The sequence below is a fragment of the Trinickia fusca genome (assembly GCF_003628145.1).
Lineage (GTDB): Bacteria > Pseudomonadota > Gammaproteobacteria > Burkholderiales > Burkholderiaceae > Trinickia > Trinickia fusca.
The window spans coordinates 98,154-118,719 of record NZ_RBZV01000015.1; the positions used below are offsets into that span (position 1 = coordinate 98,154).

Annotated in this window: 17 protein-coding genes; 1 reads left to right on the plus strand and 16 read right to left on the minus strand. The window is 64.4% G+C overall.

Going from position 1 to position 20,566, the window contains the following annotated elements; genetic code table 11:
- Positions 1-30: 30 nt before the first annotated feature.
- The 4 genes from thpR to D7S89_RS24140 form a co-directional block, all read right to left on the minus strand.
- Positions 31-633: an RNA 2',3'-cyclic phosphodiesterase gene (gene thpR, locus D7S89_RS24125; RefSeq protein WP_121281393.1), complete on the minus strand. Its 603-nt coding sequence runs from the start codon at positions 631-633 to the stop codon at positions 31-33.
- Positions 634-647: 14 nt separating this feature from the next.
- A complete protein-coding gene (locus D7S89_RS24130; RefSeq protein ID WP_121281394.1) occupies positions 648-2,114 on the minus strand; it encodes a glutamate synthase subunit beta in 1,467 nt (488 codons plus the stop codon).
- Positions 2,115-2,295: 181 nt separating this feature from the next.
- The gene (locus tag D7S89_RS24135) at positions 2,296-6,996 is read right to left on the minus strand and encodes a glutamate synthase-related protein (protein ID WP_121281395.1); all 4,701 of its coding nucleotides are present in this window, start codon (positions 6,994-6,996) and stop codon (positions 2,296-2,298) included.
- Positions 6,997-7,351: 355 nt separating this feature from the next.
- Positions 7,352-8,059 (minus strand): transposase, encoded by a 708-nt coding sequence (locus D7S89_RS24140; protein WP_121281396.1) that lies wholly within the window; start codon positions 8,057-8,059, stop codon positions 7,352-7,354.
- 185 nt (positions 8,060-8,244) lie between these two features.
- Here D7S89_RS24140 and D7S89_RS24145 point away from each other — a divergent pair, with 185 nt between their 5' ends.
- Positions 8,245-8,967, plus strand: a complete 723-nt coding sequence (locus D7S89_RS24145; RefSeq protein ID WP_121281397.1) for an OmpW/AlkL family protein — start codon at positions 8,245-8,247, stop codon at positions 8,965-8,967.
- A 3-nt stretch (positions 8,968-8,970) separates the two neighbouring features.
- Here the strand turns inward: D7S89_RS24145 and D7S89_RS27275 are convergent, their stop codons facing one another.
- From D7S89_RS27275 to D7S89_RS24200, 12 genes are all read right to left on the minus strand, one after another.
- Positions 8,971-9,150, minus strand: coding sequence for a hypothetical protein (locus D7S89_RS27275; RefSeq protein ID WP_147426756.1), 180 nt, complete (start codon positions 9,148-9,150; stop codon positions 8,971-8,973).
- A 103-nt stretch (positions 9,151-9,253) separates the two neighbouring features.
- Positions 9,254-10,015 (minus strand): glycerophosphodiester phosphodiesterase, encoded by a 762-nt coding sequence (gene ugpQ, locus D7S89_RS24150; RefSeq protein ID WP_121281398.1) that lies wholly within the window; start codon positions 10,013-10,015, stop codon positions 9,254-9,256.
- A 72-nt stretch (positions 10,016-10,087) separates the two neighbouring features.
- Positions 10,088-11,173 carry a sn-glycerol-3-phosphate import ATP-binding protein UgpC gene (locus tag D7S89_RS24155; RefSeq protein WP_121281399.1) on the minus strand — a complete coding sequence of 362 codons (1,086 nt, stop codon included), beginning with the start codon at positions 11,171-11,173 and terminating at the stop codon, positions 10,088-10,090.
- A gap of 21 nt (positions 11,174-11,194) precedes the next feature.
- The gene (ugpE, locus tag D7S89_RS24160) at positions 11,195-12,040 is read right to left on the minus strand and encodes a sn-glycerol-3-phosphate ABC transporter permease UgpE (protein WP_121281400.1); all 846 of its coding nucleotides are present in this window, start codon (positions 12,038-12,040) and stop codon (positions 11,195-11,197) included.
- The gene (gene ugpA, locus D7S89_RS24165; protein ID WP_121281401.1) at positions 12,037-12,921 is read right to left on the minus strand and encodes a sn-glycerol-3-phosphate ABC transporter permease UgpA; all 885 of its coding nucleotides are present in this window, start codon (positions 12,919-12,921) and stop codon (positions 12,037-12,039) included. Before ugpA ends, ugpE begins: the two co-directional genes overlap by 4 nt.
- 116 nt (positions 12,922-13,037) lie before the next feature.
- Positions 13,038-14,366, minus strand: coding sequence for a sn-glycerol-3-phosphate ABC transporter substrate-binding protein UgpB (ugpB, locus tag D7S89_RS24170; RefSeq protein WP_121281402.1), 1,329 nt, complete (start codon positions 14,364-14,366; stop codon positions 13,038-13,040).
- A gap of 83 nt (positions 14,367-14,449) precedes the next feature.
- Positions 14,450-15,667, minus strand: coding sequence for a deoxyguanosinetriphosphate triphosphohydrolase (locus D7S89_RS24175; protein WP_121281403.1), 1,218 nt, complete (start codon positions 15,665-15,667; stop codon positions 14,450-14,452).
- 51 nt (positions 15,668-15,718) lie between these two features.
- Entirely contained in the window at positions 15,719-16,795 is a 1,077-nt protein-coding gene (gene aroB, locus D7S89_RS24180) for a 3-dehydroquinate synthase (protein ID WP_121281404.1), read from the minus strand.
- On the minus strand, positions 16,792-17,343 hold the full coding sequence (locus D7S89_RS24185) for a shikimate kinase (protein WP_121281405.1): 552 nt from the start codon (positions 17,341-17,343) through the stop codon (positions 16,792-16,794). The genes aroB and D7S89_RS24185 overlap by 4 nt, the downstream gene beginning before the upstream one ends.
- A 109-nt stretch (positions 17,344-17,452) precedes the next feature.
- Complete coding sequence (locus D7S89_RS24190) at positions 17,453-19,069, minus strand: type IV pilus secretin PilQ (protein ID WP_121281406.1); 1,617 nt, start codon at positions 19,067-19,069, stop codon at positions 17,453-17,455.
- Positions 19,066-19,968, minus strand: a complete 903-nt coding sequence (locus D7S89_RS24195) for a hypothetical protein (protein WP_121281407.1) — start codon at positions 19,966-19,968, stop codon at positions 19,066-19,068. Before D7S89_RS24195 ends, D7S89_RS24190 begins: the two co-directional genes overlap by 4 nt.
- Positions 19,965-20,558: a hypothetical protein gene (locus D7S89_RS24200; RefSeq protein WP_121281408.1), complete on the minus strand. Its 594-nt coding sequence runs from the start codon at positions 20,556-20,558 to the stop codon at positions 19,965-19,967. Before D7S89_RS24200 ends, D7S89_RS24195 begins: the two co-directional genes overlap by 4 nt.
- Positions 20,559-20,566 lie beyond the last annotated feature (8 nt).

Below are 20,566 nucleotides of genomic sequence, written 5' to 3' on the forward strand. Positions count from 1 at the left end.
CCGCTCACGCAGCCGCGCCCGCGCGCCGATTCAACACGCGGGCACGGGCGCCGACGCGATCGCCCGATAACGCGCGCCGTGACGGGCGAGCGTGCTCGAATAGAGCGTCAGCCTATCGAAGCGGGCCAAGACCTGCGCGCTAGTGCCGCCGCGCACCTCGAATGTCGTCGACAACGCCGCTTTCGCATCGGCCGTGCCGATGCGGCTCGCCGGACGCCTATCGCGCGACAGGCGTGCGAGCGTAACGTGCGGACGAAACGCGCGATGATCGTCGACGGGCAGACCATGCGCGAGCACGAGTGCGCGCACGCGCGCCTCGAACTGCGTCATCGGCTCCGACTCCTCGAACGACACGACGACGAGCCGCGGATGCGTCGCATTGGGCCAGTACTCGCTGCCCTGAATCGCGAGCGGCGGCAGCGGCGCGACGACGCCCGGCAGCGCTTGCGCCAGCTGCTCGCCCTGAGCGGGCGGCACGGAGCCGAGAAACGCGAGCGTCAGATGCAGTTGATCGACGCTCACGCGTCGCTGCGCACTGCCGACGGGCATCGTAGCGAACACCGCGCGCGTGGCCGCATCGGGCTCGAGCGCGATGAAGCAGCGATGCCAGTCGTCGATCTCCTGCGCCGGCATGCTGCGCCCCTTCGTCAGCGCGGCAGGTCGGAATTGCCCATCAGGTACGCGTCGACCGACCGTGCGCACTGACGGCCTTCACGAATCGCCCAGACGACCAGCGACTGACCACGACGCATGTCGCCGGCCGTGAACACCTTGTCGACCGACGTGTGGTACGCGCGCTGGCCTTCGGTCGACGCGCGCACATTGCCGCGCGCATCCTTGTCGACTCTGAACGCTTCGAGCACGGGTGAAGCCGGCTGCGTGAAGCCCATCGCGAGCAACACGAGATCGGCCTTCATTTCGAATTCCGAGCCCGGCACTTCCTGCATCTTGCCGTCCTTCCATTCGACGCGCGCCGCAATCAACTTCTCGACCTTGCCGTTCTTGCCCTCGAAGCGCTTGGTCGCGACCGCCCAGTCGCGCTGGCAGCCCTCTTCGTGCGAGGACGAGGTGCGCAGCTTGACCGGCCAGTACGGCCAGACGAGCGGCTTGTGCTCCTCTTCGGGCGGCTGCGGGAGCAGCTCGAACTGCGTGACGCTCTTGGCGCCGTGGCGGTTCGACGTGCCCACGCAGTCCGAACCCGTGTCGCCGCCGCCGATCACGACGACGTGCTTGCCCTTGGCGAGCAGCTGCTCGGGCAGCTTGTCGCCGGCATTGACCTTGTTCTGCTGCGGCAGGAAGTCCATCGCGAAGTGCACGCCCGCGAGCTCGCGTCCCGGCACGGGCAGATCGCGCGGCGTTTCGGAGCCGCCCGCGATGACGATCGCGTCGAACTCGTCCTTCAGCGTTTCAGGCGAAATCGTCTCCTTCGCCATGTTGCCGATCGTCGTCGGCAGGGCTTCCTTGCCGACGAACACGCTCGTGCGGAACGTCACGCCTTCGGCCTCCATCTGCCGCATGCGGCGGTCGATGAGCCACTTCTCGAGCTTGAAGTCGGGGATGCCATAGCGCAGCAATCCGCCGACGCGATCGTTCTTTTCGAACACCGTCACGTCATGGCCCGCGCGCGCGAGCTGTTGCGCGCAAGCGAGGCCGGCCGGGCCCGAGCCGACGACGGCCACCTTCTTGCCCGTCTTGCGCTTGGGCGGCTGCGGCGCGACCCAGCCTTCGCTCCATGCCTTGTCGATGATCGCGTGCTCGATCGACTTGATGCCGACGGGATCGGCATTGATGCCGAGCGTGCAGGCGGCTTCGCACGGCGCGGGACAAATGCGCCCCGTGAACTCGGGGAAGTTGTTCGTCGAATGCAGCACCTCGATCGCATTGCGCCAATCATGGTGATAGACGAGATCGTTGAAATCGGGAATCACGTTGTTGACGGGGCAGCCGTTGTTGCAAAACGGAATGCCGCAGTCCATGCAGCGTGCGCCCTGAATCTTCGCCTGCTCGTCGCTGAGCGCGTGGACGAATTCCTTGTAATGCTTCACGCGCGAGAGCGGCACTTCGTACGCTTCGTGCACACGGTCAAACTCGAGAAAACCGGTTGCCTTGCCCATAAGGTTCTCTTCTATCCAAATCTTCGGTATCGGGTGAGGCCGGCGAGCGGCCTGCGCGCCGCCACATGTCGGGCGCAGGGGCCGCCCGGCTGGCGGCTGGTCTTTGCGCTGCGCGCCCTCGCGCCGCACGCGCTCAGGCGTACGGCGTGGTCGCGCTACGCGGCGTTCGTCGTGTCGGCGCTCATGCCGCGAGCGCCTCCTTGGCCGCCTTCTTCGCGCCCAATTCACCGAGCGCGCGCTTGTACTCGGTCGGGAACACCTTGACGAACTGACGGCGCGACATGTCCCAGCTCTCGAGCAGCGCTTTGGCGCGCGGCGAGCCCGTGAACTGGAAGTGCCGTTCGATGAGCCCCTTGAGCAGGGCCTCGTCGGTCTCGCCGCGATGCCACAGTGCGCGCTCGACCGTGTGCTCCTGCTCGGCCTGCTGCAGCACGGGCTCGAGCGTCACCATCGACTTGTTGCACTTGCCCGCGAACGTGCCGTCCGCGTCGTAGACGAAGGCCACGCCGCCCGACATGCCGGCCGCGAAGTTGCGTCCGGTTTCGCCGAGCACGACGACCGTGCCGCCCGTCATGTACTCGCACCCGTGGTCGCCGGTGCCCTCGACCACAGCGCTCGCGCCCGAGTTGCGCACGCAGAAGCGCTCGCCCGCGACGCCGCGCAGGTACGCTTCGCCTTCGATCGCGCCGTACATCACCGTGTTGCCGCAGATGATGTTCTCCTCGGACTTGCCGCGGAAATCGTTGGTCGGCCGGATGATGATGCGCCCGCCCGAGAGGCCCTTGCCGACGTAGTCGTTGCCGTCGCCGACGAGATCGAGCGTGATGCCGCGCGCCAGGAACGCGCCGAAGCTCTGTCCCGCCGTGCCCTTCAGCTGGATGTGGATCGCATCGTCGGCCAGGCCGTCATGGCCGTGCTTCTTCGCCACGGCGCCCGAGAGCATCGCGCCCACGCTGCGGTTCACGTTGCGCACGGGCTGGATGAACGAGACGTGCTCACCGTTCTCGAGCGCGGCACGCGCCTTCTCGATCAGCGTGTGATCGAGTGCGCGTGCGAGACCATGATCCTGCTCCTCGACATGACGGCGCGCGACTTCGACGGGCATGGTCGGCTGATGGAAGATCTTCGAGAAATCGAGACCCTTGGCCTTCCAGTGCTCGATGCCCTTGCGCGTGTCGAGCAGATCGGCGCGGCCGATCAGCTCGTCGAACTTGCGGATGCCGAGCTGCGCCATGATTTCGCGCACTTCCTCGGCGACGAAGAAGAAGAAGTTGACGACATGCTCGGGCTGCCCCGTGAATTTCGCGCGCAGCACCGGATCTTGCGTGGCAACGCCGACCGGGCAGGTGTTCAGGTGGCACTTGCGCATCATGATGCAGCCTTCGACGACGAGCGGTGCCGTCGCGAAGCCGAATTCGTCGGCGCCGAGCAGCGCACCGATCACGACGTCGCGGCCCGTCTTCATCTGACCATCGGCCTGCACGCGCACGCGGCCGCGCAGGCGATTGAGCACGAGCGTCTGCTGCGTTTCGGCGAGGCCGAGCTCCCACGGCGTGCCCGCGTGCTTGACCGACGAGAGCGGCGACGCGCCCGTGCCACCGTCGTGGCCTGCGATCACGATATGGTCGGCCTTGGCCTTCGCGACACCCGCCGCGATCGTGCCTACCCCCACTTCCGACACGAGCTTGACCGAGATGCTCGCCACCGGATTCGCGTTCTTCAGATCGTGAATGAGCTGCGCGAGGTCTTCGATCGAATAGATGTCATGGTGCGGCGGCGGCGAGATGAGCCCGACGCCGGGCACCGAATAGCGCAGCTTGCCGATGTACTCGGAAACCTTGTGGCCCGGCAGCTGACCGCCCTCGCCGGGCTTGGCTCCTTGCGCCATCTTGATCTGGATCTGGTCGGCCGACGCGAGATATTCGGCCGTCACGCCGAAGCGCCCCGATGCGACCTGCTTGATCTTCGAGCGCAGCGAATCGCCGTCCTTCAGCGCAATGTCGCGCACGACTTCCGGACCGATCACCGACACCAGCGTGTCGCCGTTCTTGATCGGAATGCCGCGCAGCTCGTTGCGATAGCGGTTTTCGTCCTCACCGCCCTCACCCGTGTTCGACTTGCCGCCGATGCGGTTCATCGCGATCGCGAGCGTCGCGTGCGCCTCGGTGCTGATCGAGCCCAGCGACATCGCGCCGGTCGCGAAGCGCTTGACGATCTCCTTGGCCGGCTCGACTTCGTCGAGCGCGATCGCCTTGGATGGGGCGACCTTGAATTCGAACAGGCCCCGGAACGTCATGTGACGGCGCGTCTGATCGTTGATCAGATGGGCGTATTCCTTGTAGGTCTGATACGAGTTGCTGCGCGCCGAATGTTGCAGCTTGGCGATCGCATCGGGCGTCCACATGTGGTCCTCGCCGCGCACGCGGTACGCGTATTCGCCACCGGCATCGAGCATCGTCGCGAGTACCGGGTCGTCGCCGAACGCGTCGCGGTGCAGACGAATCGCCTCCTCGGCCACTTCGAACAGGCCGATGCCGCCCACCTTCGAGGCCGTGCCCTTGAAGTACTTCTCGACGAGATCGCTGGAGAGTCCCACCGCTTCGAAGATCTGCGCGCCCGTGTACGACATGTAGGTCGAGATGCCCATCTTCGACATGACCTTCTGCAGGCCCTTGCCGATCGCCTTCGTGAAGTGATAGACGGCCTTCTCGGGCGAGAGATCGCCCTTCATGCCCTGCGCGAGTTGGGCAAGCGTCTCCATCGCCAGATACGGATGGACCGCTTCGGCGCCGTAGCCCGCGAGCAACGCGAAGTGATGCACCTCACGCGCCGAGCCCGTCTCGACGACGAGCCCCGTGCTCGTGCGCAAGCCTTGCGAGACGAGATGCGTGTGGATCGCCGCCGTCGCGAGCAGCGCCGGGATCGCGACGTTGTCGCGGTCGGTGCGGCGGTCCGAGACGATCAGCATGTTGTAGCCCGATTTCACGGCGTCGACGGCTTCGGCGCACAGCGACGCGAGCCGCGCCTCGATGCCTTCCTTGGCCCATGCGACGGGGTAGCAGATGTTGAGCTCGTAGGAGCTGAACTTGCCGCCCGTGTACTGATCGATCGCGCGAATCTTCGCGATGTCCTTGAAGTCGAGCACGGGCTGCGACACTTCGAGGCGCATCGGCGGGTTGATGTTGTTCGTGTCGAGCAGATTCGGCTTCGGACCGACGAACGACACGAGCGACATCACGAGGTTTTCGCGGATCGGGTCGATCGGCGGGTTCGTGACCTGCGCGAACAGCTGCTTGAAGTAGTGATAGAGCGTCTTGTTCTTGTTCGACATCACCGCGAGCGGCGAGTCGTTGCCCATCGAGCCGACCGCTTCCTCGCCCTGCTGCGCCATCGGCGCCATCAGGAACTTGAGGTCTTCCTGCGTGTAGCCGAACGCCTGCTGGCGATCGAGCAGCGCCGCGGCTTCACGGCGTTCGGTCGCGACGTCCTCTGCCTTCGGCTCGATCTCGTCGAGCTTGATGCGCACGGCGTCGATCCAGCTCTTGTAGGGCTTGGCGTTGGCGAGGTTGTCCTTGAGCTCCTTGTCGCCGATGATGCGACCGTGCTCCATGTCGATGAGGAACATCTTGCCCGGCTGCAGACGCCATTTCTTGACGATCTTCGACTCGGGAATCGGCAGCACGCCCGCCTCCGACGCCATGATCACGAGATCGTCGTCGGTGACGATGTAGCGCGCCGGACGCAGGCCGTTGCGGTCGAGCGTGGCGCCGATCTGACGGCCGTCGGTGAAGGCGATGGCCGCGGGGCCGTCCCACGGCTCCATCATCGCGGCGTGGTATTCGTAGAACGCGCGGCGGTTCTCGTCCATCAGCGTGTGCTGCTCCCATGCCTCCGGGATCATCATCATCACCGCATGCACGAGCGGGTAGCCCGCCATCACGAGCAGCTCGAGGCAGTTGTCGAACGATGCCGTATCGGACTGGCCGGGATAGATCAGCGGCCACAGCTTGGGCAAGTCGTCGCCGAGCACATGGCTCGCGATCGCGCCGGTCCGTGCATTGAGCCAGTTCACGTTGCCCTTGACCGTATTGATCTCGCCGTTGTGGGCGATCATCCGGTACGGGTGCGCGAGCTCCCAAGCCGGGAAGGTGTTCGTCGAGAAGCGCTGGTGCACGAGCGCGAGCGCCGACACCACGCGCTCGTCCTGCAGATCGCGATAGTAGACACCCACCTGCCCCGCCAGCAGCAATCCCTTGTAGACGACCGTGCGCGCCGACATCGACGGCACGAAGTATTCCTTGCCGTGCTTGAGCTTGAGTGCCTGGATGCGGTGGCTGGCCGTCTTGCGGATCACGTACAGCTTCCGCTCGAGCGCATCGGTGACCATGATGTCCTTGCCGCGCCCGATGAAGATCTGGCGGATCACGGGCTCGGTCGCCTTCACGGCCGGCGAGATCGGCATCGCACGATCGACGGGCACGTCGCGCCAGCCCAGCACGACTTGGCCTTCGGCCTTCACCGTCCGCTCGAGCTCCTGCTCGCAGGCGAGGCGAGAAGCGTGTTCCTTCGGCAGGAAGATGATGCCGACACCGTACTCGCCCGCCGGCGGCAGCGTCACACCCTGACGTGCCATCTCCTCGCGATAGAAGGCATCGGGAATCTGAATCAGGATGCCCGCGCCGTCGCCCATCAGCGGATCGGCGCCCACGGCGCCCCGGTGGTCGAGGTTCTCGAGAATCTTGAGCCCTTGCTGAATGATGTCGTGGCTTTTCTTGCCCTTGATGTGGGCGACGAAGCCGACGCCGCAAGCGTCGTGCTCGTTTTGCGGGTCATACAGACCTTGCGCGGCGGGGACCGGGGAGATCGGTTGCTGGTCGTTCATGAGGGGACACCGTCTGTAAGGGAGCCGTAATCGGCCATTCGCATAAGGGCTTCGCCGCAGTCTCCGGGCAGCCGAATTCAGCACGGCCGCGGGCCGGGAAAGCCGCTCCCGGGAGACCACCGGAAATCGGAATATACGCGACGAATCAAAGGAATAGCAAACAAAACGGCTTGATCTGACACCATTTACTGCGACGCATCATCGGTGTGCATTTTTATTAGGGCCGTATCAAAAACGGGCAAAACAAAAGCGGCTCGCAAGGAGCCGCCAATGCACCGTCAGACAAGCGATTGCCTCCCGCGGCGGCGAACTCGGACGTTCGCGCCGCATCACACCGCACCGAATCGGTGCAGCGTCATTGTGTCTGAGGCGTCTCGCGCACTTTCTTGGGCCGGCCGCGCGGCAGCGGAGAAACGCGCCGATTTGCCGCACGCGCGGCCCATTCCCGGTACGATTCGCCGCCGAGCACCCATCCCTTGAGCGTCGCCTGCTGCAATTCGTTGGCTTCGCGCTCGTCAAGCGGCTGCTCGCACAGCTCCTTGTAGGCGCGTTGCCGCTCGAACGGCGTATTGCCGAGCGACCAGTAAAGCGAGTGGTCGGTCACGAGGCTGTCGATGGTGACGCCGATGTGATGCCGGTAACTCGACCATCGATAGTCTTCGGGCGCCGAGACGAGCTGGGCGCGCACCGGACTGAGTTCGATCACGCGGCTCGCGAGCAGGAAGTAGCGCTCGCCTTCGATGACCGTCGCGCGATAACGCCCCTCCCAGAGCGTGCCACGCCGCGCATAACGCCGATTGAAGTGCGCGACGTAGCGCCTGCCCACCGCCTGCATCGCTTTGGGCAAGCTCGATTCGTCGCTCGGCGTGACGAGCAGCTGCACCGCCCCTGGCATCAGCACGTAGGCGTGAACGGCAAGGTGATGATCGCGCGAGGCGGCTTTCAGGCAATCGACAAATAGCTCGTAGTCCTGCTCGTCGACGAAGGCGGGCTGTTGATCGAGTCCGCGCAGGATCACGTGCTGCGGCTGTTCAGGAACGTAGAGACGTGCAAGCCGTGCCATGCTGGGTTCCATTTAGTGCGTTGGTGAATACCCGAAGGGACAAAAGGCTGCGTTAGCGCTTCAGACGGCCGTACGCAGCTTAGGCCGAAGGCGCGCCGTGCTTAGGGAGAATGCTCTAGCATGCGCGCTTGGTTTGTTTCAAACCTTCTATTCATAATAGGCGGGCCTTTCATGGAGGAGCACATATGAAATTAAAACAGGCCATCACGGGGGCCGCCGTGGCACTCACGTGCACGACGGCTGCATACGCACAATCGGCCGGAACGTTTTATACCTCGACCGGGTGGTTTCACTTTGCACCCCAGAGCGGCAGCGACGCGCTCAAGGTGCTGAGCGTCGGCGGCAACTCGCTCAACCAGTCGGTCCCGAACACGGGCGCAGACGTGGACCAGTCGGATACGATTGGCCTGAGCTTTGGGTACTTCATTACCGATCACCTCGCAGCTGAAATCGAAGGCGGCATCCCGCCAAAGTTCGACATCGAAGGCACCGGCTCGCTGTCGTCGTTCGGTACCCTCGGCAGCGCACGGCTCTGGAGCCCCGCCCTGCTGTTCAAGTGGAACTTCCTCAAGCCGGACGACAAGTTCCGCCCGTACGTCGGTATCGGCGTGACGCGCGTATGGTTCACCGACGCCAAGATCACCAACGACCAGTTCCAGTCCCAGTTCCTGCATGGTGCGACCTCCGTTTCGACGGATCGTTCCTGGGCACCCGTGTTTAATGCAGGCTTCAATTACTCGTTCAACAAACACTGGTTCGCCGGCTTGTCCGTTTCGTACATCCCGGTCAGCGTGACTGCGAACTTCACTTCGAACAACGTCGGGCCACTTGGCTTGACGGTTCAATCGCAAGCAAAGATCAGACTCAACCCGATCGTCACGTTCGCGAAGATCGGCTACAACTTCTAAAGCCTAGTCGAATTTGCGAGCTTGCAAAAACGCCGTCGCCTTGCGCGACGGCGTTGTCGTTTCAACCGCCTGATTTCCTGCTTCTTTTTTTGGTTGCCCCGTTCGCTTCAGCCTGTTGGCACCGAAGTTGCGGGACGAGTACGCTCGGGAAAACCCTTGAGAGATGCCGGCCATCGTCGGCATGCTCGCGCTCGTGACAGGCAGGGGGCTTGGCTGACGGAGAGCCGCAGAAAGCTCGCCCGTACAAGGCCCGCAACGGGCCCCGCATGAGCAGCAGCGCGTCTGATCACGCGCCTTCGAAGAAGTCAGCGCCGATCAGGTCGATGCGGTCGGTGCAGATCGTATCGACGCCCCGCTCGCCGAGCATGCGCGCGCGGGCCGGGTCGTTGACCGTGTAGGCCAGAATGCAAAGCCCGGCAGCCTTGATGTCGGCGACCAGTCCGGCATCGAGCGCCCGGTGATCGGCATGGAGCGATACGCAGCCAAGTGCGTCGGTCTGCGCACGCCAGTCATCCGGCACACGGCCGTACAGCATGCCGCGTGGCAACGCCGGCACGGCTTCGCGCGCCGCGGCCAGGGCCTCGAACGAGAAAGACGACAGCAGCGGCGGCAAGGCCGCGTCTGCCCACAAGCGTGCGGCCTCCTCAGCCACGATTCTCCCGGTCTGCACCTCGCGCCCCGGGCACGGTTTGATCTCGATGTTGGCGGCAAGGCCGTGCGTGGCGCAGCGCGCAGCCACCTGTTCGAGCGTCGGCATCGGCTCGCGTGCAAAGCGGGCGTCGTACCAGCTACCGGCATCGAGCTCGGCAATCTGCGCATACGTCATGCTGGCCGCCAGGCCACGTCCATCCGATGTGCGGTTCACGGTGTCGTCGTGCAGCAGAAAAACGACATCGTCGGCCGCGAGCTTCGCGTCGAATTCGATCATCTTCAGGCCGAGCCGCGCACCCGTATCGATCGCGGCCAGGGTGTTCTCTGGCGCCAGCGACCCGCCGCCGCGATGGGCAACGACGCGCGGGTAAGGCCAGGTGGAGATTTGCTTCGTCATGCTCAATGTTTCCGTGTGTCTTGGTGTCGTTCGAGATCCCGGGGGCTCGCGCAACGCGCGGCGCACCGCGCATCAGCAGGCGCGCTTGCCCGTCGCCGGATCGAAGAAATGCAGATGCTCGATCGGCAGCGCGGCCGTGATCACCTGCCCGCGCGCGGGACGATCGGCGTGCGGCAGGCGCACCGTCACATCGTGGTTACCCCAACGGCCATGGGCGAGATTGTCGGCGCCCAGCAATTCGCAGGAATCGACCGTCATCGACGCCGCCGCACCATCGGCCCGTGGCGTCAGATGCTCGGGCCGGATGCCGAGAATCCACTCGCGTCCCATCGCCACCTCGCGCCCGACGCCACGTGCGCCGGCCACCGGCAAGCGCGGGCCACCGCCCGCGACCTCGAATGTCGTACCGTCGTTCGACAACTGTCCCGACAGCAGATTCATTGCCGGCGAGCCAATGAAGCTCGCGACGAACACCGTCGCCGGTCGTTCGTAGATTTCGGTCGGTGCGCCGATCTGCTCGGCGTGCCCGCGGTTCATCACGATCACGCGTGTCGCGAGTGTCATCGCTTCGATCTGATCGTGCGTCACGTAGACGCTCGTCGTGGCGAGCCGCGCATGCAGGCGCTGGATCTCGAGGCGCATTTGCACGCGCAGCTTCGCGTCGAGGTTCGACAGCGGTTCGTCGAACAGGAACACCGACGGCTCGCGCACGATCGCGCGCCCCATCGCCACGCGTTGGCGCTGGCCGCCCGAGAGCTCACGCGGCTTGCGCGCGAGCAGCGGGTCGAGCTCGAGGATCTTCGCGGCAGCGGCCACGCGCGCGTCGATCTGCGCGCGCTCGATGCCACGGATCTTCAGGCCGTAGGCCATGTTGTCCTTCACGCTCATGTGCGGATAGAGCGCGTAGTTCTGAAACACCATCGCGATATCGCGGTCTTTCGGTTCCAGCGTGTTGACTACGCGTCCGCCAATCGCGATCTCGCCTTCCGACACGCTTTCGAGCCCCGCCACCATGCGCAGGAGCGTCGATTTGCCGCAACCCGACGGGCCCACGAGCACGACGAATTCCCCATCCGCCACGTCGACGTCGATCCCGTGCAGCACGAACTGCTTGCCGTCATACGTTTTGCGAACGCCTTTCAGAGTGAGCGCTGCCATACTTCGTTGTTCTCCCTTAAATCATTTCTCTGTATCGACGAGGCCGCGCACGAACCAGCGCTGCATCGCGATCACGACGACGAGTGGCGGCAACATCGCGAGCAGCGTTGCGGCCATCACGAGATGCCATTCGGTGGCGGTGTCGCCGCTTGCAATCATCGTCTTGATGCCGACGACGGCCGTCGTCAGCGATTGCTCGTTCGTAATCAGGATCGGCCACAGATACTGATTCCAGCCGTAGATGAACGTGATGACGAACAGCGCCGCGATGTTGGTCTTCGACAGCGGCAACACCACGTCGCGGAAAAAGCGCAGCGGGCCGGCACCGTCGATGCGGGCGGCGTCCATCAGTTCGTCGGGCAACGTCATGAAGAACTGCCGGAACAGGAACGTGGCCGTCGCCGACGCGATCAGCGGCAGCGTGAGGCCCGCATAGCTGTTGGTCAGATGCATCGACGACACCACCTGCACCGTCGGAAAGATCCGCACCTCGACCGGCAGCATCAGCGTGACGAAGATGAGCCAGAACGCCGTATTGCGAAACGGAAAGCGAAAGAAGACGATCGCGTACGCGGAGATGATCGAAACGGCGATCTTGCCGATCGAGATCGCCAGCGCCATCACGAGACTGTTGAGCAGCATGCGGCCGAATGGACTGGCGGCATTGCCGCTGCCGTGCCCCCAAACGGTGGCGAGGTTTTCGAACAGATGCGAGCTCGGGACGAGCGACAGCGGCACCGAAAACACCTCGTGCTCGCTCATCGTCGCCGCGCAGAACGCCACGTAGACGGGGAAGACGATCAGTGCGACGCCGGCGATCAGCACGGCGTGGCAAAACAAATCGAAGCCTTTGCGATTCTCGATCATGCGTACTGCACCTTGCGTTCGATGAAGCGAAATTGCACGACGGTCAGCGCGACGACGATCGCCATCAGCACGACCGACTGTGCGCCCGAACTACCGATGTCGAGCCCCTGGAAGCCTTCGGCGAAGATCTTGTAGATCAGCGTCTTGGTCGCCTGCGCAGGGCCGCCGCCCGTGGCCGCGTCGATGACGGGGAAGGTGTCGAAGAACGCATAGACGACGTTCACGACGAACAGGAAAAACGTCGTCGGCGACAGCAACGGCAGCGCGATGCCGAAGAAGCGTCGCACGGGGCCTGCGCCGTCGATGGCGGCGGCCTCCATCAGCGAGCGCGGAATCGCTTGCAAGCCCGCGTAGAAGAACAGGAAGTTGTAGCTGACCTGCTTCCAGACCGACGCGAGCACCACGAGAAACATCGCCTGCGAGCCGTTCAGCGCGTGATTCCAGACGATGCCGAACTTCGCGAGCCCATAGGTCACGATGCCGATGCTCGGGTTGAACAGGAAGGACCACAGCACGGCGGCGATCGCGGGTGCGACCGCATACGGCCAGATCAGCAGCGTGCGATAGGCCTTGGCGCCGCGCGTGACGCGATCGGCACAGGCCGCGAGCAACAGCGAGATGACGAGCCCGCCCACGGTCACGAGACCGCTGAACACGAGTGTCGTCTTGAACGAATCGAGGTAGAGCGGATCGGTGAACAGGTGGGCGAAGTTGGCAAGGCCGACGAATTCGCTCGAGGTGCCGAATGCGTCTTGCATCTGCGTCGACTGCCACAGCGCGACGCCGGCAGGCCAGAGAAAGAACAACGCGGTAATGAGGAGCTGCGGCGCGATCAGCAGATACGGCAACGCGCTCGCAGCAAAACGGGAACGTTCGTGCATGGAAGGATCAATCGATGAATGCATCGCGCCGCCATGGCACGTTCTACACGCGAATGGCGGCGCGATGGACAACCGGGCCGATCAGCTCGAACGTTCGAACGATCGGCCGGCCTGCGTTACGAACCCGACTTCTCGAAGCGCCGCAGCAGATCGTCGCCACGGTTGGCGGCTGCGTCAAGTGCCTGCTGAGGCGTCTTCTTCTGCGCCCAGACCTGCTCGAGCTCTTCGTCGACGATCGTGCGGATCTGCGGCATGTTGCCGAGGCGCAGCCCCTTCGTGTACGGCAGCGGCGGCTTGTTCATCATCTGCCGGATCGCCGTGTCCGCACCGGGGTTCTTCGCGTAGAAGCCTTGCTGATGCGCGAGGTCGTAAGCTGCCGCCGTAACCGGCAGATAGCCCGTGTCCTCATGCCACTTCGCCGCCACGGGCGCCGAGGCCAGGTACGCCAGGAACTTCGCCACGCCCTTGTAGACGTTCGGATCCTTGCCCGCGAGCACCCACAGGCTGGCGCCACCGATGATCGCGTTCTGCGGCGCCCCCTTCACATTCTCGTCGTACGGCATCATGCCCGTGCCGAAGTTGAACTTCGCGTACTTGCGGATCGTCGCGAGCGAACCCGACGAGTTCGTCAGAATGCCGCAGTCGCCGCTATAGAACTTCGATACCGCTTCGTCCTTGCGGCCCACGTACGTGAACGTGCCTTGCTTGGCCATATCCTGCAGGAACTGGATATGAGCGACTTGCTGCGGACCGTTGAACTCGAGCTTCGCATCGGTGCCGTCGAAGCCGTTGTTCTTGCTCGCGAACGGCAGACCATGCCATGCGCTGTAGTTCTCGAGCTGAATCCAGCCCTGCCAGCCCGTCGTGAAGCCGCAGCTCATGCCGGCCGCCTTCAGCTTCGCCGCATCGGAGGCCACTTCCTGCCACGTCTTGGGGGGCTTGTTCGGATCCAGGCCGGCCTTCTTGAATGCGTCCTTGTTGTAGTACAGCACCGGCGTCGAGCTGTTGAACGGCATCGAGATCAACTCGCCCGTCTTCGCATCGCTGTAATAGCTGGCGATCGTCGGCACGAACGCCTTTTGATCGAGCGACACGCCGGCCTGCTTGAACACATCGGTCACGGGAAGCACGGCCTTCTTGGCCTGCATCATCGTGGCCGTGCCCACTTCGTATACCTGAAGAATGGCCGGCGCGTTACCGCTACGGTATGCGGCGATGCCGGCCGCGAGCGTCTGATCGTAGGAGCCCTTGAACACCGGCACGATCTTGTAGTCGCTCTGCGACGCGTTGAAGTTCGCGGCAATCTCGTTCACTCGCTCGCCGAGCGCGGCTTCCATCGCGTGCCAGAACTGGATCTCCGTTGCCGCGAAAGCCGCCTGGCTCACGCCGGCAAGCAACACCCCGCCCAGCGCCAGCGAACGGACTAGCGTCTTATAACCCTTCATTGCTTCTCCTTGGTGAAAACGTGCAGCGCAAGCACGCTGTCGGCCAGCAGGACGATACGTCGTCCGCACGCCGGCCGAGCATTTTAGTTATCGTTGATGACAAACAGACGTTGGTACTCCTTAAGAGCGTAGCGGTCGGTCATGCCTGCGATGTAATGCGAGATCAATCGCGGCTGAGCGGCTTCGTCCTCGGCCAGGTAAGCGGGCGGCAGCAGTCGCGGGTCCTCGGTGAATGCGTCGAACAGCCCCTTGACCACGCGCTGTGCCTTGTTGGTCATGCGCATCACGCGATAGTGGCGGTACAGATTCTTGAGCAAGAACCGCTTCAATTCGACGGCCTGTGCCGCGATCGCGTCGCTATGCGCGACGAGCGGCGGCGCCTCGCGCACGGCGTCGAGCGAATCGGGCGCGTGCTTAGCCAGATTGTGTCTTGTCGTCTCGATCAGATCGACGATCAGCGTATTGATGATGCGCCGGACCGTCTCATTCACGAGGCGGCGACCGTCGAGCTGCGGATGGGCACGCCTGGCCTCGTCGTAATGGGTCTTCCAGAGTTCGACCGAGGCAAGCTGCTCGATCGTCAGGAGCCCTGAACGCAGACCATCGTCGACATCGTGATTGTTGTAGGCGATCTCGTCCGCGATGTTCGCGATCTGCGCTTCGAGCGACGGGCGCTTGCCCGTCAGGAAACGCTCACCGAGCTCGCCGAGCTTGCGCGCATTCTCGCGGGAGCAGTGCTTGAGGATGCCTTCGCGCGTTTCGAAGCACAGGTTCAGGCCGTTGAAGCCCCCATAGTGCTCTTCGAGTTCGTCGACGACGGCCAGGCTCTGCAGGTTGTGTTCGAAGCCGCCATGCTCGCGCATGCATTCGTTCAGCGCATCCTGTCCCGCATGGCCGAACGGCGTATGTCCCAGATCATGGGCAAGCGAGATCGCTTCGACGAGATCCTCGTTCACACGCAGATTGCGCGCGACCGAGCGTGCAATCTGCGCGACTTCGAGACTGTGCGTGAGCCGCGTACGGAACAGGTCGCCCTCGTGATTGACGAACACCTGCGTCTTGTATTCGAGGCGCCTGAATGCCGTCGAATGCACGATGCGATCGCGATCGCGCTGGAACTCGGTGCGGGCCGACGGCGGCGGTTCCGCGTGCTTGCGCCCGCGCGAGCCCGCCGAATGGGCCGCGTATGGCGCAAGATGCGCTTCGAGCATCGCCTGCGTCGGCACGTCCGGTATGGGCTCTGCCCTGGCCGGGCCATGCTCGTTCGATTTGTGTTGCCCCGGGCTTTGCTTCTCGGTCATCGATCCCCCTCCCGCATCGTCATGCCGCGACGCGGCCACCACCCACCACCGTCAGACGCTTGCTGCCAGCGTCGCACACAACGCGTCCTCGGGGACGCTCGTCATGACCGTTTCGCCAAGGCGCTTGAGCAACACGAACTTGATCGTGCCGGCCTCCGCCTTCTTGTCGACTTTCATGAGCTCGATGTAGCGCGCATCGCCGAGCGCAGGTGCGCGACTGGGCAGATGCGCGCCGGCCACGACGGTCACGAGCCGCTTGCGCGATGCTTCGTCGAGATAGCCGAGCCGCACCGACAAATCTGCCGCCATCACCATGCCGCAGCCGACGGCTTCGCCGTGCAGCCACTCGCCGTAGCCCAGCCCCGCTTCGATCGCATGACCGAACGTGTGGCCGAAATTGAGAATCGCGCGCAAGCCGCCTTCGCGCTCGTCGGCCGCGACGACCCCCGCCTTGAGCTCGCACGAGCGCTTGACCGCATGCGCGAGCGCATCCGCGTCGCGACGGTTCAACGCTTCGATGTTCGCCTCGATCCACTCGAAGAATTCGGCATCGGCAATCGCACCGGTCTTGATGATCTCGGCAATGCCGGCTGCGAGTTCGCGCTCCGGCAGCGACCGCAGCGCGGCAATGTCGGCGATGACGGCGAGAGGCTGATAGAACGCCCCGATCATGTTCTTGCCGAGCGGATGGTTGATGCCGGTCTTGCCGCCGACCGACGAATCGACCTGCGACAGCAGCGTCGTCGGCACCTGGATGAACGGCACGCCGCGCATGTAGCAGGCGGCGGCGAAACCTGTCATATCGCCGATCACGCCGCCGCCGAGTGCGATCAACGTCGTCTTGCGGTCGGCATGTCGCGCTAGCAGCGCATCGAAAACGCGGTTCAACGTTTCCCAGTTCTTGTACGCCTCGCCATCGGGAAGCACGACCGTCGACACTTGCTTGCCGAGCGGTGCAAGCGCCGCCCACAGCATATCGCCATAGAGTGGATCGACGGTGGTGTTCGTGACGATCGTCACCGACGTACCGCCGATGTGCGGTGCGAACAGCTCCGTGCGGCTCAGCAAACCGGTGCCGATATGAATGGGGTAGGCGCGTTCGCCCAGGTCGACGCTGACGGTAATCATGAATTTGCCTCGCGAGTGATACCGGCCATCTCGAGTTGCATGAGGACCATATTGACTAGTCCGTTCACCGAAGGGCGCCCGGTTTCGATGACGAAATGCGCGCACTCGCGATAGAGCGGGTCGCGTACCTCGTACAGGGCCTCGAGCTTCGCTTTGGGATCTTCGGTCTGCAACAGCGGACGGTTCTTGTCCTTGCGCGTGCGCAACCACAAATCGTGCGGATTCGCTCGAAGGTAGACGACGAATCCACGCGAGTGAAGAAGGGTTCTATTTTCGGGACGCAGAATCGCGCCGCCCCCCGTAGCAAGCACGATCGAATCGCGCGCCGTGAGCTCGGCGATGACCTGCGCCTCGCGCTCGCGAAAGCCGTCCTCACCTTCGTGCTCGAAGATGACGGGAATGCGCGCGCCCGTGCGCGCTTCGATTTCGTGGTCCGAATCGAAGAAAGGCCGCTCGAGCCGGCGTGCGACGGCACGACCCACGGTGGTCTTGCCAGCCCCCATGAGTCCCACGAAAAAAATGTTGGTGTGTGCGTCCCGCTCTTGCACCGGAATTCCTCTGATCGATTCGGGTAGGGTTCGGGCGCAGCTTACTGGCAAAGCCGCCGGGTTGTCGAGTGCGCCCTTGGCCGGTCAGACCATGCATCGAGCCCCCAGGCTAGTCGACGCCGATGATACGCGGCGTGATGAATACCGCGAGCTCGCTGCTCTGCTCGCGTTGCGCCCGATGGCGAAACAGCGCGCCGATAAGCGGTATTTTGCCCAACAGCGGCACGCGCGTCACATCGTTACGGTCCTGCCTTTCATAGATTCCACCAATCGACACCGTACCACCGTCCTCCACCTCGACCCGCGTGCGAACATGCTTGGTGTCGATCGCCGGACCCGCCGCGGTGGGCTCGCCCACGCTGTCCTTTGCAATCTCGAGATCGAGCACGATTCGACCGTGCGGCGTGATTTGCGGCTCGACCTCGAGCTTCAGGCTCGCCCGGCGAAACTGCACGCCCGACACGCCGCTTCGCACTTTCGCCTGATACGGCAACTCCGTGCCCTGCTCGACGACCGCCTTGGTACGATCGGCCGTCACCACGCGCGGGCTCGATACGATATGCCCGCGGCCCTCGGCCTCCAGTGCGCTGAGCTCGGTCGTCACGAGCCGCGTCGCCTGCGCGGCGAACAGCGTGAAGCCGGCCGTCGCGGCCCCGAAACCGGACAGCGCACCTGCCGACAAGTCATGTCCGATACCGTTCTGTCCATCGATGGCGGTCTTGGCGTCGAGACTACCCGCACGGATCGACAAGCGCGCCCCAAGGTTCTGCGAAAAGCCGCGCGCGCCCTCGACGATGCGCGCCTCGATCAGGACTTGCCGGCTTGGCTTGTCGATCGTAGCGATGAGCTCGGCCACCTGCGCAAGACGCGCCTCGAGATCGGTCACGAACAGCAGATTCGTACGAGCATCGGCCACGGCCGCGCCGCGCTTGGACAGGATGCGTTGCGCCCCGGAGGCCGTAAGCAGCCGCTGCACGTCCTCTGCACGCGGGTAGCGCAGCGCGAATGCTCGGCTCGCAAGCGGCTCCAGCTCCGCGCTGCGCGCGTGCGCTTCGAAGCGCTGCCGCTCGCGCGCAGCCAGGTCGGCCAGCGGCGCGACCCAGATCACGTTGTCGCGCCGCGACATGGCCAGACCGTGCACGTCGAGCAGCGTGTCGAATGCCGTGCGCCAAGGCACGTTCGTCAGATGCACCGAGACAGCGCCACGCACCCGTTCGCTCGCGACGATGTTGAGCCCTGTAAAGCGTGCGAACGCATCGAGCACGTCACTGAGCTGTGCATTCTGGAAATGCATCGTGACCGGCTTGTCGTCGTTTGCACCACCGTCATTCTGATTCTCGCTGCTCATACGTAACGGCGGTGCGAGCGGAATGGGCGGACCTTCGAGAGCCGGGCTGCGGGCAGCAGATTCAACAGGCGGCTCATGCGAAGCAGCACCGGCAGAGCCCGCGGATTGTGCCGGCTCATCTGAACGCAAGCCGCTTTCCGAATGGTCGCCAGACGTTTCTCGCGCAGCCGGGCCGTCCTCTTGTTCTTGTACCAGGGGGCCGCCCACGAATGGATTGGGCAACGGTTCGGTTCCTTCCCGCGGCCAGGCCTGACCGTTCTCCTCCCCGGACGATGCTTCCAGCGGCAGCGGCGGCAAAAGCGGCACCGACGCCCACGAGGTCGACGCGCTCAATGCTCCAGCCGCCAACCAGCTGCACAGGACGTGAGCACGGGTCATCGCGCCTCCTCGGCCAAGGCGAGCCTGCGGCTGCTCGCGCCGCCCGCGAGCGTCACATCGTTCATGCCGACGTGCACGAGCTGCTCGGAGCCGATTGCTTCGCCCAGCAACCGCATGATCGCCCCGTCCGGAGTCTCGAACAGCGCAAAGCCACGCACGCCTTCACGCATGAATCCAACGAGGCGTAGCGCGTCGGCGTGCAAACGGGCGAGCGCAGCCGCATCGAATGGATCGACAACCGAGGGCGGCCCGTTCTCATCCGCGGCCACCTCGTCTGTCTGTTGCTGCACGGACGCCGGCAACGCACCGAATACGTGCAGCGTCGACTCGAATAAGAGTTCGTCCGACTCGCGCGTCACGGCAAGCGACATCGGCACGACAAGCGACGGCAAACCGCCCAAGCCGCGCAGAAAGGCCATGACGTCAGCGAAGCCCCCTCGTGCAGCGAGGCGCATGGGCATTACCCTTTGCGCGCCCTCACCCTCGGCCGGCGCCGGCTCGAGCGCATTCAGGATCAATCCGCTACGCTCGGCCAAGCCGAATAGCGCCTGCCACGCCATGGTGGGAGAGTTCAACCTCGATGCTTGCGCCTCGTCGGCCAGCATGGCTTGTCGACGCAGTGCCGGCAAATGCGTCAGTTCAGCCTGCGCCTGCCCGATGCGGCGCTCGAGTTCGTGCAGTGTGGCTCGCTCAGCCGTGAGGCCCGCAAGCGCACCGACATGAAGCCCGTGCATGGCAACGGCAAACGCGGCGATCGCGATCGTCACGGCCGACATGAGCCGCCGCTGCACGCCCCAGTGCTCGGGCGGCACGAGAAGCGCCGGCAATCGCGACGCCCGCGCAGCGACGCGCAAGCTGCCGGACCGCCTTTCGCGATGGAACCAGACGAGCGAGCTCATGGCCGACTCCTTGCCTCGCGCACGCGCCGCTGCTGCGCGGCATCTGCAGCCTGCGACGGCTCCACGCCGTCCAATCGCGGACGCAGACGTACGTCGAGCTCGACCGCGTGATCGTGCCCGTCGACGAGACGCAGCTCGGCAATCTCGGCATGATCGATGCCACGCACACGTTCGAGTCTGCCGACCCACGCCGCTGCTGTAGCGCTATTGACCGCGCGTGCCTTGAGCTCGAAGCTGTCACCGTGCTGCTGGAGCCGGTGCAGCGCCACACCGTCGCCAGCCTCACCTGCCAGTGCGTCGACGACTTTCAGCAATACCGTGCGAGGTGCCGCGAACTGCGCGGACAGCGCCACGTGTTGCCGTTCGTCGTTAAACCTGCTCCCGAGTTGCCGGTACTGTGCAAGCGGACCGGCCAGACTCGACCATGTCGCCTCCAGCTTGGCGCGCCGCTCGGTCAGGCGGGCCATCTCGAATGGCCCCAACGCATTGCACGCGAGTGCCGCGCCGACGCCCAACAACGCTGACGATGCGCACTCGGCCAAGCGCCGGCGTCGCAGCCGACGCGCGGCCTGCTGACGATGCGGCAGCAAATTGAACC

What these genes read in the sequence shown, in the direction of transcription:
- thpR (WP_121281393.1), bottom strand. Translation starts at nt 633, where the DNA reads ATGCCGGCGCAGGAGATCGACGACTGGCATCGCTGCTTCATCGCGCTC.
- D7S89_RS24130 (WP_121281394.1), bottom strand. Translation starts at nt 2,114, where the DNA reads ATGGGCAAGGCAACCGGTTTTCTCGAGTTTGACCGTGTGCACGAAGCG.
- D7S89_RS24135 (WP_121281395.1), bottom strand. Translation starts at nt 6,996, where the DNA reads ATGAACGACCAGCAACCGATCTCCCCGGTCCCCGCCGCGCAAGGTCTG.
- D7S89_RS24140 (WP_121281396.1), bottom strand. Translation starts at nt 8,059, where the DNA reads ATGGCACGGCTTGCACGTCTCTACGTTCCTGAACAGCCGCAGCACGTG.
- D7S89_RS24145 (WP_121281397.1), top strand. Translation starts at nt 8,245, where the DNA reads ATGAAATTAAAACAGGCCATCACGGGGGCCGCCGTGGCACTCACGTGC.
- D7S89_RS27275 (WP_147426756.1), bottom strand. Translation starts at nt 9,150, where the DNA reads ATGCCGACGATGGCCGGCATCTCTCAAGGGTTTTCCCGAGCGTACTCG.
- ugpQ (WP_121281398.1), bottom strand. Translation starts at nt 10,015, where the DNA reads ATGACGAAGCAAATCTCCACCTGGCCTTACCCGCGCGTCGTTGCCCAT.
- D7S89_RS24155 (WP_121281399.1), bottom strand. Translation starts at nt 11,173, where the DNA reads ATGGCAGCGCTCACTCTGAAAGGCGTTCGCAAAACGTATGACGGCAAG.
- ugpE (WP_121281400.1), bottom strand. Translation starts at nt 12,040, where the DNA reads ATGATCGAGAATCGCAAAGGCTTCGATTTGTTTTGCCACGCCGTGCTG.
- ugpA (WP_121281401.1), bottom strand. Translation starts at nt 12,921, where the DNA reads ATGCACGAACGTTCCCGTTTTGCTGCGAGCGCGTTGCCGTATCTGCTG.
- ugpB (WP_121281402.1), bottom strand. Translation starts at nt 14,366, where the DNA reads ATGAAGGGTTATAAGACGCTAGTCCGTTCGCTGGCGCTGGGCGGGGTG.
- D7S89_RS24175 (WP_121281403.1), bottom strand. Translation starts at nt 15,667, where the DNA reads ATGACCGAGAAGCAAAGCCCGGGGCAACACAAATCGAACGAGCATGGC.
- aroB (WP_121281404.1), bottom strand. Translation starts at nt 16,795, where the DNA reads ATGATTACCGTCAGCGTCGACCTGGGCGAACGCGCCTACCCCATTCAT.
- D7S89_RS24190 (WP_121281406.1), bottom strand. Translation starts at nt 19,069, where the DNA reads ATGACCCGTGCTCACGTCCTGTGCAGCTGGTTGGCGGCTGGAGCATTG.
- D7S89_RS24195 (WP_121281407.1), bottom strand. Translation starts at nt 19,968, where the DNA reads ATGAGCTCGCTCGTCTGGTTCCATCGCGAAAGGCGGTCCGGCAGCTTG.